This is a genomic window from Citromicrobium bathyomarinum, from assembly GCF_021021475.1.
In the GTDB taxonomy this organism is placed as follows: domain Bacteria; phylum Pseudomonadota; class Alphaproteobacteria; order Sphingomonadales; family Sphingomonadaceae; genus Alteriqipengyuania; species Alteriqipengyuania bathyomarina.
Genome location: NZ_JAINWL010000001.1, coordinates 1,094,037 through 1,107,242, shown reverse-complemented (window position 1 = coordinate 1,107,242; position 13,206 = coordinate 1,094,037). Strand labels below are relative to the sequence as shown.

General features: G+C 65.6%; 13 protein-coding genes. 8 read left to right on the top strand and 5 right to left on the bottom strand.

Annotated features, from left to right (window positions below; all coding sequences use genetic code 11):
* Positions 1-38: 38 nt before the first annotated feature.
* From K7H93_RS05620 to K7H93_RS05605, 4 genes are all read left to right on the top strand, one after another.
* Entirely contained in the window at positions 39-2,717 is a 2,679-nt protein-coding gene (locus tag K7H93_RS05620) for a bifunctional [glutamine synthetase] adenylyltransferase/[glutamine synthetase]-adenylyl-L-tyrosine phosphorylase (protein WP_230782837.1), read from the top strand.
* Between the two features lie 3 nt (positions 2,718-2,720).
* The gene (locus K7H93_RS05615; RefSeq protein WP_230782836.1) at positions 2,721-3,188 is read left to right on the top strand and encodes a peroxiredoxin; all 468 of its coding nucleotides are present in this window, start codon (positions 2,721-2,723) and stop codon (positions 3,186-3,188) included.
* Positions 3,189-3,581: 393 nt separating this feature from the next.
* On the top strand, positions 3,582-4,289 hold the full coding sequence (locus tag K7H93_RS05610) for a M23 family metallopeptidase (RefSeq protein WP_230782835.1): 708 nt from the start codon (positions 3,582-3,584) through the stop codon (positions 4,287-4,289).
* Positions 4,290-4,399: 110 nt separating this feature from the next.
* Positions 4,400-5,932, top strand: coding sequence for an acyl-CoA synthetase (locus K7H93_RS05605; RefSeq protein WP_230782834.1), 1,533 nt, complete (start codon positions 4,400-4,402; stop codon positions 5,930-5,932).
* Between the two features lie 251 nt (positions 5,933-6,183).
* On the opposite strand, the gene galU is transcribed toward K7H93_RS05605, so the two are convergent.
* Positions 6,184-7,065: a UTP--glucose-1-phosphate uridylyltransferase GalU gene (galU, locus tag K7H93_RS05600; RefSeq protein ID WP_230782833.1), complete on the bottom strand. Its 882-nt coding sequence runs from the start codon at positions 7,063-7,065 to the stop codon at positions 6,184-6,186.
* A gap of 109 nt (positions 7,066-7,174) precedes the next feature.
* Between galU and murA the strand changes: the two genes are divergently transcribed.
* Both murA and K7H93_RS05590 read left to right on the top strand, forming a co-directional pair.
* A complete protein-coding gene (gene murA / locus K7H93_RS05595; RefSeq protein WP_010233314.1) occupies positions 7,175-8,458 on the top strand; it encodes a UDP-N-acetylglucosamine 1-carboxyvinyltransferase in 1,284 nt (427 codons plus the stop codon).
* 68 nt (positions 8,459-8,526) lie between these two features.
* Positions 8,527-8,754 carry a hypothetical protein gene (locus K7H93_RS05590; RefSeq protein WP_010233317.1) on the top strand — a complete coding sequence of 76 codons (228 nt, stop codon included), beginning with the start codon at positions 8,527-8,529 and terminating at the stop codon, positions 8,752-8,754.
* A 21-nt stretch (positions 8,755-8,775) separates the two neighbouring features.
* Here K7H93_RS05590 and K7H93_RS05585 read toward each other — a convergent pair whose 3' ends face one another.
* Together K7H93_RS05585 and K7H93_RS05580 are read right to left on the bottom strand one after the other, a co-directional pair.
* Entirely contained in the window at positions 8,776-9,015 is a 240-nt protein-coding gene (locus K7H93_RS05585) for a ribbon-helix-helix domain-containing protein (RefSeq protein WP_230782832.1), read from the bottom strand.
* On the bottom strand, positions 9,012-9,857 hold the full coding sequence (locus K7H93_RS05580; protein ID WP_230782831.1) for an alpha/beta hydrolase: 846 nt from the start codon (positions 9,855-9,857) through the stop codon (positions 9,012-9,014). Before K7H93_RS05580 ends, K7H93_RS05585 begins: the two co-directional genes overlap by 4 nt.
* Before the next feature lie 113 nt (positions 9,858-9,970).
* On the opposite strand from K7H93_RS05580, the gene K7H93_RS05575 reads away from it, so the two are divergent.
* On the top strand, positions 9,971-10,732 hold the full coding sequence (locus K7H93_RS05575; RefSeq protein ID WP_338080282.1) for a helix-turn-helix domain-containing protein: 762 nt from the start codon (positions 9,971-9,973) through the stop codon (positions 10,730-10,732).
* Positions 10,733-10,772: 40 nt separating this feature from the next.
* On the opposite strand, the gene phbB is transcribed toward K7H93_RS05575, so the two are convergent.
* Positions 10,773-11,495 carry an acetoacetyl-CoA reductase gene (gene phbB, locus K7H93_RS05570; RefSeq protein ID WP_054523437.1) on the bottom strand — a complete coding sequence of 241 codons (723 nt, stop codon included), beginning with the start codon at positions 11,493-11,495 and terminating at the stop codon, positions 10,773-10,775.
* A 129-nt stretch (positions 11,496-11,624) separates the two neighbouring features.
* A complete protein-coding gene (locus tag K7H93_RS05565) occupies positions 11,625-12,380 on the bottom strand; it encodes a hypothetical protein (RefSeq protein ID WP_230782830.1) in 756 nt (251 codons plus the stop codon).
* Positions 12,381-12,734: 354 nt separating this feature from the next.
* Between K7H93_RS05565 and K7H93_RS05560 the strand changes: the two genes are divergently transcribed.
* The gene (locus K7H93_RS05560) at positions 12,735-13,202 is read left to right on the top strand and encodes a DUF3576 domain-containing protein (protein WP_010233337.1); all 468 of its coding nucleotides are present in this window, start codon (positions 12,735-12,737) and stop codon (positions 13,200-13,202) included.
* Positions 13,203-13,206 lie beyond the last annotated feature (4 nt).

Below are 13,206 nucleotides of genomic sequence, written 5' to 3'. Positions count from 1 at the left end.
CGCTTGCCACTGCCGGGGGCAACGGGCAGGGCAAACCAATGGCTGGCGAATGGCAATCCGCGATCGACCGGGCGCAGCGCAACGCGCCCTTCCTTGCACGCAGCCTCGAACGCCTGCCGGAGCTGGCCGATCTGCTGACGGCAGGCGATCTGGATGCCGCATTCGATCTCTGCGCGCACGCGGGCGATGGCGCCGACATCGGCGTTGCCCTGCGGCGAGAGCGGCTGGCCCTCGCGCTGACGCTGGCGATCGGCGACCTTGCCGGTCTGCTGTCGCTCGACGAGGTGATGGCGCGCCTCTCCGCCTTTGCCGACCGCTCGCTCGACCGCGCGATTGCAGAGGCGGCGCGCGCGCGCACGACGATGGACAGTGTCGATGGATTCTTCGCGCTCGCGCTGGGCAAGCATGGTGCGGGCGAACTCAACTACAGTTCGGACATCGACCCGATCCTGCTGTTCGACCCTGCTGTGCTCGCGCATGGCGAGCGCTCGTCACCCGCAGAAACAGCGCAGCGCATGGCTCGCGATATCGTCCGCCTGCTCGCCGATCATACCGATGAAGGGTACGTCTTCCGGGTCGACCTGCGGCTGCGCCCGGCGGCGGAGGTCACCCCGCTGGCGGTGTCGGTCAACGCAGCCGCCTCGCATTACGAAAGCGCGGCGCTGGCGTGGGAGCGCGCCGCGTTCATCCGCGCGCGCTCGGCGGCGGGGGACGTGGAGCGGGGCGAGCGGTTTCTCGCCAGCATCCGGCCCTTCGTCTGGCGACGGAGCGTGGATTTCGGCGCGATCGACGACATTGCCCAGCTGCGTGTGCGGATTCGCGAGGCCTATGGTGGCGAGCCGAAGCTTGGCCCCGGCTTCGATCTCAAGCGTGGGCGGGGCGGCATTCGCGAGATCGAGTTCTTCGCCCAGACCCACCAGCTGATCCATGGCGGGCGGCTGCCTCGACTGCGCAGCAGCGATACGCGTGCCGCGCTGCATGCGCTCGCCCGCGCGGATATCGTCGAGCAGGACGTCGCAACGCAGCTCGCCGATGCCTACGCCCGGCTGCGCGTGGTCGAACACCGCATCCAGATGATGGAAGACCGGCAGACCCATACGGTCCCCGAAGGCGAGGCGCTGGAGCGGCTTGCGCATCTTGACGGGTTTGCCGACGGGGCCGGTCTGCTGGCCGACCTCGAACCGCATATGAGTGCCGCCGCGCAGGCGTTCGACCGGCTGCTCGAAGCGAGCGAGACGGGCGCCGCCAAGCAGCGCCCGGTGCGCGAACTGGTTGCGGCGAGCCCGCTGGCGGACGAATCGGCGATGGCGGATCGGGTCTCCGGCTGGCTCGACGGACGCTACCGCGCGTTGCGCAGCACCGATGCGCAGAACGCGTTCCGTCGTATCCTGCCCCCGCTGCTCGACGCGCTGGCTGCTTCGTCCGAACCGGATCGCGCGATCGTGCGGCTGGAACGATTGCTGGAAGCTTTGCCGAGCGGGATCAACCTGTTCCGCCTGCTCGAAGCGCGCCCGGCATTGCTCGACCAGCTGCTCTCGATCATCACGCTCGCCCCGCCGCTCGCCAACGATCTCGCGCTACGCCCGGCCCTGTTCGACGCGCTGATCGATCGCTCTGCACTCGACCTTCCCGAGAGCGTCCCCACGCTGCGTCGCCGGATGATGCGGGCCGAGCCCCAGGGTAATTACGAGGCGCTGCTCGACCGGATCAGGGTCGTCACCGGCGAACAGCGGTTTGCCCTCGGCGTGCAGCTGATCGGCGGGGTGCACGACCCGCTCGAAATCGCGACCGGTTTCGCGACCGTGGCTGAGGCGGCGCTGCAGGCTGCGCTCGATGGGACGGTGGCGGATTACGCGCGGACCCACGGAAGCATCGCCGACAGCGAGATGGTGATCCTCGGCCTCGGGCGACTGGGCGGAGAGGCGCTGACCCATGCCTCCGACCTCGACATCATCTATCTGTTCATCGGCAACCACGCGGCGGAGAGCGACGGTGAACGTCCCGTCAGCGCGACGCGCTATTATAATCGCCTCGCCCAGCGGGTGAGCGTGGCGATGAGCGTCCCGACCGCTGAAGGCCCGCTTTACGAAATCGACACCAGGCTGCGGCCGCAGGGCGCACAGGGGCCGCTCGCGGTGAGCGTGGAGAGTTTCGCCCGCTACCAGCGCGAATCGGCATGGACGTGGGAGCATATGGCGCTGGCGCGTGCCCGCGTGGTCGCAGGCTCTTTCTCCGCGCGCGCCCAGGTAGAGGAGATTATCCGCGACGTGCTGTGCACGCCGCGCGATCCGGTTACGCTGCGGCAGGACATCCTGAAGATGCGTTCCGACATGGCGGAGCACAAGCCGGCCAAGGGCCCGCTCGACGCGAAGCTGCTGCGCGGCGGGCTGGTCGATATCGAGTTCATCCTCCACTTCATCCAGCTGCGCGACCGTGTCGCGCTCGATCCGCGGCTGGCGAAGGTGTGCGAAACGCTGGTCCACGCGGGCACGCTGACGCGCGAATTTGCCGAGGCGCACGACTTCCTCACCCGGCTGATCGTCGCCGCGCGACTGCTCGCGCCCGATCTCGCGGTGTCGCAGGGCCCATCCGGCGAAGCGCTCGCGCGGGCGTGCGGGTGCGCGGATATCGATGCGCTCTTGCACCGCATGGCCGAGGCGCGGCAGGAGGTCGCGCGAACCTGGCAGACGATGTTCGACGAACGACTGGAGATATGAGCGATGAGCGTGACCGAAGGCGAGCAGATGCCTGATATTGCGATGGTGCGGCACGACGGCGAGAGCGTGAAGCCGTCCGACTATCGCGGTCGCAAGCTGGTGGTGTTCTTCTACCCCAAGGACAACACACCCGGCTGCACCACCGAGGCGAAGGACTTCTCGTCACTGAAGGATGAATTCGAGGCGGCGGGTTGTGCGCTGCTCGGCGTGAGCAAGGATTCGACCAAGAAGCACCAGAACTTCATCGCCAAGCACGATCTGACGGTCGACCTTGCAACCGATGCCGAGGAAGGCGGGCTGTCAGACGAACTGGGCGTGTGGGCCGAGAAGAAGATGTACGGCAAGACCTTCATGGGCATGGTCCGCAGCACCTACCTGCTCGACGAGCAGGGCAGGGTGGCGCGTATCTGGCCCAAAGTGAAGGTTGCGGGTCACGGGGAAGACGTGCTCGCCGCGGTCAAGGCACTCTGAATCTCTGCAGGGCGGATGCGGTGCAAAAGGCTCCGCATTCGCTTGACCGCCAGATCGCCCGGGCGACGAACCGCGCAAGGCATTTCACCGCAGCTTGTGGAGAATCGCCAAGGAGCCGCAGAAAAGCGAACCTTCTGGAGGTTAACCGACTATCTTCGGGGTGGATTAAGCGGCGGTTCAACGACTCAACGCGCAATGCAGCCGTTCCGTCGCGCAGGGCCCAAGACCCGCTTGGCAAGTTAACCGGGACCCGCCTATCAAACTAAACAGACGAGGGCGGGAGTGGTTCCCGCCAACTTTTAGGGGTCTCGGCGGGTCTCACGGATCGAGGATACGCCAGGGATCGGAACGGGCGGAGCAGCAAGCTCTGCCGCCGACAGAGGGACGGATATTTTGCTGACCACTGATCGCTTTTTCCTGCGCGCCAGCCTCGTATGCGGTGCCGCATTTGCCATCGCAGCCACCCCCGCCCAAGCCAACAGCAGCAGCGCCGCTGCCGCAGCGGTCGATGTTTCGGACGCCGCAGAGCAGGCGCAGAGCCCGCTCGGCAATGGTGATGCGCAGTTCCGTCAGCTGTTCGCCAGCTGGCAGACGCTGGATGTGGAACGGACCACGCCGGCGGTAGCCATCCCCACCGTATCGGTCCCCTCGCGGATGCCGCTTGAAAATGCCCGCGTCTCCAGCGGCTACGGCATGCGTGACCACCCGGTTCTGCGCAAGCGCGCCAACCACAAGGGTATCGACCTCGCTGCGCCCAGCGGCACGCCGATCTATGCCACTGCGGATGGCACCGTCGAACGCGCCAACTGGTTCAGCAGCTACGGCAACTACATCCAGATCGGCCACGGCAACGCGATCGAGACGCGCTATGCGCACCTCTCGCGGATCATCGTCGCCGATGGTCAGCAGGTCCGCAAGGGCGACCTGATCGGCTATGTCGGCTCGACCGGCCGCTCGACGGGCCCGCACCTCCACTACGAAGTCCGTATCGACGGCCGCGCTGTCGACCCGCGCCCGTTCATGGTCGAGACCGAAGCTCAGGAAGCCTTCCGTCTCGCGATGGGCCCCGGCGGCATCGGCGGCGGCGACGAGGAAGAGTAAGCCTCCGGCCTCTTCCAGAACCCAGGTTTACGAAAAGGCGGTGCTGCGGCGCCGCCTTTTTTCTTGCGTGCTCCCTGTCCATTCGAAAGACTGCGCGACGGGAGAGACATATGCATCCGATAACACACGCCGCGGCGCGGCCGGACCATGCCGCGATCATCAATGCCACGTCCGGTGAACAGGTCACCTATGGCGAGCTCGACGCCTTCGCCAATCGCATGGCCCGCTGGCTCCGCGCGCAGGGCATCACCCGCCGCACCAGCGTGGGGCTGCTGCTGGAGAATCGCCCGCTCTATCTCGAAATCGTGTGGTCCACGCAGCGCATGGGCGCGATGCTGGTGCCGATCTCGACCCGGCTGACCGCACCCGAGATCGCCTATATCCTCGCCGATGCGGAATGCAGCCTGCTGCTGACCTCGCCCGCGTTTGCCGATGTGGTGCGGGAACTGGCAAAAATCGCGCCCGATCTGCGAATCGTCGATGTCGACAGCGATGACTTCCAGCAAGAGATCGCCGCGCAGTCTGCCGGGGCGATCGAGGATCCCGTGCCGGGCCAGTACATGCTCTATTCCTCCGGCACCACCGGACGGCCCAAGGGGATCGTGCCGCCTCCGCCGCCGAGCGAGGATATCACCGCGCCCAACGCGCTGGTCGGCCTTGCCACGATGGGCGTTGGCATGCCGACCGACGGGAGCCTGGTCTATCTCTCGCCCGCGCCGCTTTATCACGCGGCACCGCTCGGCTGGTGCAGCACGATACACCGCCTTGGCGGGACGGTGGTAATCATGGAGAAGTTCACGCCCGAGGGCGCGCTCGCCGCGATCGAGAAATACCGCGTGACCGACAGCCAGTGGGTGCCGACCCACTTCGTCCGCATGCTCAAGCTGCCGGAGGAAGAGCGGACCGGTTACGACCTTTCCAGCCACGCCCGCGCGATCCACGCCGCCGCGCCGTGCCCGGTGCCGATCAAGCAGGCGATGATCGACTGGTGGGGCCCGATCATCCAGGAATACTACGCCGGTTCGGAAGGCATCGGCTTCTCGCTGGTGAAGAGCGAGGAGTGGCTCGCCAGGCCCGGCACGGTGGGGCGGATGCTCTACGGCAAGGCGCATGTCTGCGCGCCCGACGGCAGCGAACTGGGCCCTGGCGAAACCGGCCTGCTGTTCTTCGAGAACGAGACCCTGCCGAGCTATCACAAGGATCCGGACAAGACCGCCGATGCGATGAACGATCGCGGGTGGATGACGCTGGGCGATATCGGCCATGTCGATGAGGACGGCTTCATCTTCCTGACCGACCGCAAGAGCCACATGATCATCTCGGGCGGGATCAACATCTATCCGCAGGAGATCGAGAACCTGCTGGTCGCACATCCGGACGTACTCGATGCGGCGGTCATCGGCGCGCCCGATCCCGATCTCGGCGAACGCGTGGTCGCGGTGATCCAGCCGGTCGACATGGCGAAGGCCGGAGACGCCCTCGAACAGACGCTGCGCGACTATCTGGAGCCCCAGCTGAGCCGCATCAAAATGCCGCGCCAGTTCGATTTCCGGCCCGATCTGCCGCGCGAAGCCAACGGCAAGCTCTACAAGCGCGAGCTGCGCGACGAATATGCGCGGAAGGCTGAGGCTGTGACAGGGTAACACGTGTAACCCGGGTGTCACCCTCCGGCTGATCGCGCCAACCCACTGAGAACAGGCGATTGTCGTCCGGCTCGACCGGGCGAGGGCGACATATTGCCTATTTCGGGGGCGCTTTTATGTTCGGCCGAGCCCCGCCCCATCGTCAGGCGGGCGCGCGTCGACGATTGACGGTTTGAAAGAGCGTCTTTCGCCCTAGCAAAGCGCTCCAGGGTCGGAAAATCCTCGAACCCGCCGCGGGTTGGGCGCAGGTCTTACGCCTTGAGCAACCGCTCCGCCATCGCGCGGACTTCGTCGCCCATGTCGGGGCGTTCCAGAGCCAGCGCCAGCGTCGCCTCGACGAAGCCTGTCTTGCTGCCGCAGTCGTAGCGGGCACCGTCGAAGGTCACGGCGTGGAACGGCTGGTTGCCGATCATCCTCGCCATCGCGTCGGTCAGCTGGATTTCGCCGCCGGCCCCTTTCCCTTGCGTTTCGAGCACCCGCATCACTTCGGGCTGGAGGATGTAGCGGCCAGAGATGATCTTGTTCGACGGCGCTTCTGCGACCGGCGGCTTCTCTACCAGACCCTTCACCTCGGTCAGGGAGCCATCTTCCTTGCCCGGATCGATGACACCATAGCTCGATACGTTTTCCTGCGGCACTTCCAGCACGCTGATCAGATTGCCGCCGACCTTTTCGTAGGCGTCGACCATCTGCTTCATGCATCCGGTCCCACCTGCTTTGCCGACCATCAGCTCGTCGGGCAGGAAGATCGCGAAGGGATCGTCACCCACGATCGCGCGCGCGCACCAGATCGCGTGGCCCAGCCCCAGCGGCACCTGCTGGCGCACGGTGATGATGTCGCCCGGAGTCGCGCGGGTGGGATCGAGGATCGACAGGTCCTTGCCGCGTTTCTCCATCGTCTGTTCGAGCTCGAAGGCGATGTCGAAATGTTCGACAATCGCGGTCTTGCCGCGCCCGGTGACGAAGATCATCTGCTCGATCCCCGCCTCGCGCGCCTCGTCCACCGCGTACTGGATCAGCGGACGGTCGACGATCGCGAGCATTTCCTTCGGGATCGCCTTGGTCGCAGGGAGGAACCGGGTGCCCAGCCCTGCGACTGGAAAAACGGCCTTTTTGATCGGTTTATGTACCATGTTCGCAAACTATGTCCGTGCGCGCCAAGCGTCAATGAAGCGCCTTAACCACTCGCCCGCGCGCCGGTGCGACTTGTGTTGGCGCGCGCGACCGCTACACGACCGAGGGATGGACAAACTACGCATTATCGGAGGGCAAAAGCTCTCCGGAACGATTCCGATTTCCGGTGCCAAGAATTCCGCGCTCACGCTGATTCCCTGCGCGCTGCTGACCGACGAACCGGTCACGCTGCGCAATCTGCCGCGGCTGGCCGACATCGACGGCTTCCAGCACCTGATGACGCAGTTCGGTGTGGCGGTGAACATCGCAGGCACGCGGCCGGAAGATTTCGGCCGGGTGGTCACCTTCGAAGCGACGCGCCTGACCTCTACCACGGCGCCCTATGATCTGGTGCGCAAGATGCGCGCCTCGATCCTCGTGCTAGGGCCAATGCTCGCGCGTGCCGGGGTGGCGACCGTGTCGCAGCCGGGCGGCTGTGCGATCGGCAACCGCCCGATCGACCTGCATCTTTCGGCGCTCGAAGCGCTCGGCGCGAGGATCGAGCTTGCGCAGGGCTATGTCCGCGCGCACGCCCCCGATGGCGGCCTGCCGGGCGGCGAATTCGACTTCCCCGTCGTCTCGGTCGGCGCGACCGAGAATGCTCTGATGGCGGCGGTGCTCGCCAACGGCACCTCGACCCTGCGCAACGCCGCGCGCGAGCCGGAAATCATCGACCTGTGCAACCTGCTGGTCGCGATGGGTGCCGAGATCGAGAATATCGGCCAGTCGGACCTCGTTATCCACGGGGTCAAGCGGCTCAACGGGGCGACCTACAAGGTGATGGCCGACCGGATCGAGGCAGGCTCCTACGCCTGCGCCGCAGCGATCACCGGCGGGGAGGCGCGCCTCGAAGGTGCCAAGGCGGACGACATGTCCGCCACGCTGCATGCGCTGCGCAATATCGGCGTCCATGTCGAAAGCGATGCCAAGGGCGTCAACATCGCCGCCGATGGCAAGCTGAAGGCGGTCAACCTTTCGACCGCGCCCTATCCGGGCCTTGCGACCGATATGCAGGCCCAGCTGATGGCGCTGTTGACCGTTGCCGAAGGCACCAGCGTGCTGACGGAAACGATCTTCGAAAACCGCTACATGCACGTGCCCGAGCTGAGCCGCATGGGCGCGAATATCGAAGTGTCGGGGCGCACCGCGATCGTGCAGGGCCAGCCGGGCCTGACCGGTGCGGAAGTGATGGCGACGGACCTGCGCGCCTCGATGAGCCTGGTGATCGCCGCGCTCGCCGCCGAGGGCGAGACGCAGATCCGCCGGATCTATCACCTCGACCGCGGGTACGAGCGGCTGGAAGAGAAGCTGCAGGCGATCGGCGCGCAGATCGAACGGGTCGGCGACGACTAGCGCCGATTATTCGGACCCAAACCCGTTCTCCCACGTTCGCCAAGTAAGAACATTATCGGAGACGTGACATGGGTTTGATTCGAACCGCAATCCTCGGTGGCCTCGGCTATCTTGGCTACAAGGCCTACAAGAATCATAAGGACGAAAATGGCGTCGCCTTCGCCGATGGCCAGCCGAGCGGGGGCGTGCGCAACGCAGGCTCCTCCGCCACGGCGACCAAGGGTGACAAGATGAGCCAGACCGACGAGGCTCTCGACGAAACCTTTCCGGCAAGCGACGCGACTGCGAAATATTGAGTGCATCGACGGGGCGGGGCGCTAGCTTGCGTCTCCGCCCCGTTGCTGATCGACCAGCCACTGCCGGATCGCGCTGGCGAGTCCAGTGGGCTCGTCCGCATCGAGCCGCTCGACATCGATCTGCGCGACGATCGCGTTGACTGGCACGCCGCGGTCGCGGGCGGCATCGCGTAACATGTCCCAGAACACCGGCTCCAGCGTGATGCTGGTCTTGTGGCCGGCGATCTCGACCGATCGTTTGACGGGCGGATGATATCTCACGGTGCGTTCCCGGCTGCGGCAGGCTTGCCCGCCTCCGCAGCTTCCCACTGCTGCCAGATCTTCTCCGCGATCGAATCGAGGGGCACCCAGTGTCCGCCTCCTGTCAGATTGATGCGGATGACGTTGGCACCGCAGGCTTTCTCCAGCCGTTCGGCCATGTGCGGGTCGATCGTCTCGTCCGTTGTCCCGTGGAGCAGCAGGATCGGCTCATTCACGCGCGTGATGGTTTCGAGATTGTCGTACTGCTCGGTCACGAAGGGGCGCAGCAGAGCGGGTGCGGCATCCTTGAGACTGGTGAACGCGCCCAGGGTTGCTACCGCCGTCACATCGTGCCGGACCGCCATCTCGAGCGCGACTGCACCGCCGAGCGAGAAGCCGAAAAGGTAAACCCGGGCATCGGGCTGCAATTCGCGCGCCTTCGCAATCCACGCATCCGCATCGCGATAGAAACCGGTTTCGGACGGCTCGCCCGGATTGTCGCCGAACCCGCGATAGGAGGCGACCAGCACCCCGCGCCCGCCCACCCGCAAGGGTTCGGCACGCACCGCCATGACGAGGTGGTTGTACGAACTGCCGTGGAACACGACCACGATCTGGTCCACGCCATCGTCCGGTGGGCAGTAGGCACCTGCAAGCGTCAAGCCGTCTGCGGTTTGCGCGGTGATCGCCTGGGGCGGCTCGCCGCGGAATTCCACTTGCGTGTCGGCCAGCGAAACGGGCTCGTAGGCCCGGCTGGAAACCGGTCCCGCATTCGCCGCTGTCGAGACCAGAATTGCGCAAAGGCCGAGGAGGCACAGGGCGAATAGGCCGCGAAACCCGGCGCGCTCTCTCGTAAAGATCATGCGTCAGGTGTGCGCGGTGTTCCCGGCAAGAGCAATCCCCGTGAAAGGCCGTGATGGTGTGCCCCCAAGAATTTGGGGTGTCTGGAAATCCTTCGGCGGCTTAGACAAATGCTATGATGCAAGAGGGGATCGACGCACTTACCGAAAAGGAAAAGCAGACGCTGCGCCTGATCCTGCGCGGCCATGACGCGAAGTCGATCGCGCGCGAGCTCGACAGGTCGGTCCATACGGTCAATGATCGCCTGCGTGCCGCGCGGCGCAAGCTTGCGGTCACCAGCAGCCGGGAGGCGGCGCGGATTCTGCTTGAGGATGAAGGCCCCGAAATCCTTGGGTACAATCCTTTTGGGGAAGCCAACTCGGCGGAGGGCGCCGATATCTCCGATCCATCGAACGGGCGCCATCCCGGCCCCCGTGCCGCCAGCAAGCTGCGCGGCTGGATCATCGGAGGATGTCTTCTCATGTCGCTTATTCTTGCACTCGCCCTTGCCGCCGCGACGCCCGATCAACCGCCCATGCCGGACACCCCGCCCGAACAGGTAGCGCTCGATCACGCGACCGAGGACGCGGCGCGCGCATGGCTCGCCATGGTCGACGCGAGCGACTGGAGCGCCAGCTTCGCTGCGGCGGGCAAGCAGTTTCGGGAGCAGAACACGGTCGCGGGCTGGGAGGCTGCGTCGCAGGCGGCACGGGTTCCGCTGGGCGCGGTGATCGAGCGCGAGGCGGTCGGTTATCAGTCGGTCAATGCGCCGCCGCGCGGATATCGCGTGGTCCAGTTTCGGAGCGATTTTGCAAACCGCAAGGGCGTGACCGAATCGGTGACGCTTGAGCAGGAGGACCGCGGGAGCTGGAGGGTCGTCGGCTACTTCATCGACTGAAGCGGATGCGGGCGCGCCATCGCGGCGCGCCCGCGCGCCCTCAATACATGTGCTGCCCGCCATTGATGCTCATGGTCGATCCGGTGACGAAGGCGCCATCATCGGCGGTGAGGAAGGCGACGCCGCGCGCGATCTCCTCCGCGTGGCCAAGCCGCCCGACCGGGATCTTGGCGACGATCTTGCCCAGCACCTCTTCGGGGACGGCGGCAACCATATCGGTATCGATGTAGCCGGGCGCGATCGCGTTGACGGTGATGCCGAAACGCGCGCCTTCCTGCGCCAGCGCCTTGGTGAAGCCGTGGATACCCGATTTGGCGGCGGCGTAGTTCACCTGCCCGTACTGGCCGGCCTGGCCGTTGATCGACCCGATATTGACGATCCGACCCCACTTGCCCTCGCGCATGCCGGGAAAGCACGCCTTGGCCATGTTGAAGCAGCCGCCCAGATTGACCCGCATCACCTCGTTCCAGTCGTCGAAGCTCATCTTGGCGAGCGTGCCGTCGCGGGTGATCCCGGCATTATTGACCAGAATCTCGACATGGCCGTGAGTCTCGGTGATTCGCGAGACATTCTCGAGGCAGGCCTCGTGGTCGCCCACGTCCCACTTCATCACGGCGATCCCGGTGCGGGTCGCAAATTCCTGCGCGCGCTCGTCATTGCCGGCATAATTGGCGATGACCGTGCGGCCCTGTTCCTTCAGCGCAAGGCTGATCGCTTCGCCAATACCCCGGGTTCCACCCGTCACCACAGCGACACGTGCCATTCCACTCTCTCCCCTGTATTTCTTATCTTATTCGCCCAGACGTAGCCCACCCGCAGCAGCGGGCAAAGAAAAAGAGATGGCAGAGAGAGAGATTTGCGCCGCGTCGCGTGCGCGAGGATCAGCCGGGCGTCAGAAGCGCAGCTGGGTTCCGATGTAGACCGACTGGCTGTCTTCCGCACCATTGGTCAGCGGTGCAAGCCGGTCGCTCTCGTCCGACAGGCGGACGCCTGCGGTCACGTCGAGATTGCGCGTGACGCGGTAGGCACCGCCAAGATCGACTTCGCGATCGCTGCGACCGTCGAGGGTGCGCGAGGTGCGACCGCGCATGCGGTCCTGATCGATCGAGACCCGCGGCTGGAAGCGGCTCGGTTCTTCTTTCACGCCTTTCGACGGACGGAATTCGGCAAGGTCGGGCACGGAAATGCGCGAGACGGACTTGGGCAGCTCTGCTGCGGGCTTCGCGAAGCTCTGGTATCCACGGGCAACACCGAGGTCGAACGCAGAGGGCGCAATCGCGATATCGCGACGACCGGGCTCGCCACGGGCCGCGTCGATAGCCGAGCGGACCGAAACGGCGCGCGCCACATTATTGTCTACCCGAACGGCCACGGTCACCATGCGATCGGGAATCGTCTTGCCTGCGGCGGGGGTGAAGGGCAGCGGCTGCTGGCGGGCGGCGTAGCGTTCCGCCACACGGCGGGCGAGCGCAGGGTCGACCGAGGCGGGCGTGAAACGACCCGCGTTTTCGCCGATGGTGCTGACGAGCGCAGGCGACGTGGCCTCTGCCAGAGCAACGCCAACCACCGGAATCGCGACAAGCGCCAGCGCACCGCCCAAGGCGGGCACGATCAGCTTGCGTAGTCCTGAAGCGACCTTGACGCTCATTACACTCACTCTAGCGCCGCACGATTTGCGGCAGGATGAACAAAGCTGGCAGCGCTTTGCCCGGACCAATGGTTCCCCTGAACACTAGGACACCGCCCTGGCGGATGCCAGCTTTTCCACAGGGCCCTGCGCACTTGCATGTCAGGTGTTGCACGCGGCACACAATCGCAATCCGGGTTCATGATGCGTAAAGCCGCCTGGCGCTGCTTTACGCGGCAAGGCAGGCGCGCACTTGCTGCGCCCGTTGCGCGGCGATAGAGGCTACATACGCGCGGTCTGCCGACCGATCCATACGCCATTCTCATGGGCCCCTGGCGATTTCCTTGGGCCAGTTTCAGTGGAAAGCCAGCACAGATGATCCAGCGCCGCTCTTCGACCCGTTCCGCCTCCACCGCAATTCGCTGCGGCTTGCTCGCCGGCGCGTGCGCCGCTCTTGCCGCCTGCGCCGGCGGCGGCAACGAACTGCCCGATCCCGATCTGGCGGCGAGCCAGGTGACCACGATCGGGGTCAATTCCTATCTCTGGCGCGCCAGCCTCGAAGCAGTCAGCTTTGCACCGCTGCTGCAGGCGGACAGCGCGGGCGGGGTGATCGTGACCGACTGGTACGCCAATCCCGAAAACCCGGGTGAGCGGGTCAAGCTCACCATCTCCATCCTCGACCAGGATCTGCGCGCCGATGCCCTGCGCGTCGCTGCCAGCCGCCAGGTCAACCAGGGCGGCACCTGGGTCGATGCGCCGGTACAGGCCGCGACCGTGCAGAAACTGGAAGACATCATTCTGACCAAGGCGCGCGAACTGCGCCGCCAGGCGATTTCGAGCTGATCCG

Bases quoted from the DNA above. Each gene is read 5' to 3' on its own strand.
- K7H93_RS05620 (WP_230782837.1), top strand. From the start codon at position 39: ATGGCTGGCGAATGGCAATCCGCGATCGACCGGGCGCAGCGCAACGCG.
- K7H93_RS05615 (WP_230782836.1), top strand. From the start codon at position 2,721: ATGAGCGTGACCGAAGGCGAGCAGATGCCTGATATTGCGATGGTGCGG.
- K7H93_RS05605 (WP_230782834.1), top strand. From the start codon at position 4,400: ATGCATCCGATAACACACGCCGCGGCGCGGCCGGACCATGCCGCGATC.
- galU (WP_230782833.1), bottom strand. From the start codon at position 7,065: ATGGTACATAAACCGATCAAAAAGGCCGTTTTTCCAGTCGCAGGGCTG.
- murA (WP_010233314.1), top strand. From the start codon at position 7,175: ATGGACAAACTACGCATTATCGGAGGGCAAAAGCTCTCCGGAACGATT.
- K7H93_RS05590 (WP_010233317.1), top strand. From the start codon at position 8,527: ATGGGTTTGATTCGAACCGCAATCCTCGGTGGCCTCGGCTATCTTGGC.
- K7H93_RS05580 (WP_230782831.1), bottom strand. From the start codon at position 9,857: ATGATCTTTACGAGAGAGCGCGCCGGGTTTCGCGGCCTATTCGCCCTG.
- K7H93_RS05575 (WP_338080282.1), top strand. From the start codon at position 9,971: ATGATGCAAGAGGGGATCGACGCACTTACCGAAAAGGAAAAGCAGACG.
- phbB (WP_054523437.1), bottom strand. From the start codon at position 11,495: ATGGCACGTGTCGCTGTGGTGACGGGTGGAACCCGGGGTATTGGCGAA.
- K7H93_RS05565 (WP_230782830.1), bottom strand. From the start codon at position 12,380: ATGAGCGTCAAGGTCGCTTCAGGACTACGCAAGCTGATCGTGCCCGCC.
- K7H93_RS05560 (WP_010233337.1), top strand. From the start codon at position 12,735: ATGATCCAGCGCCGCTCTTCGACCCGTTCCGCCTCCACCGCAATTCGC.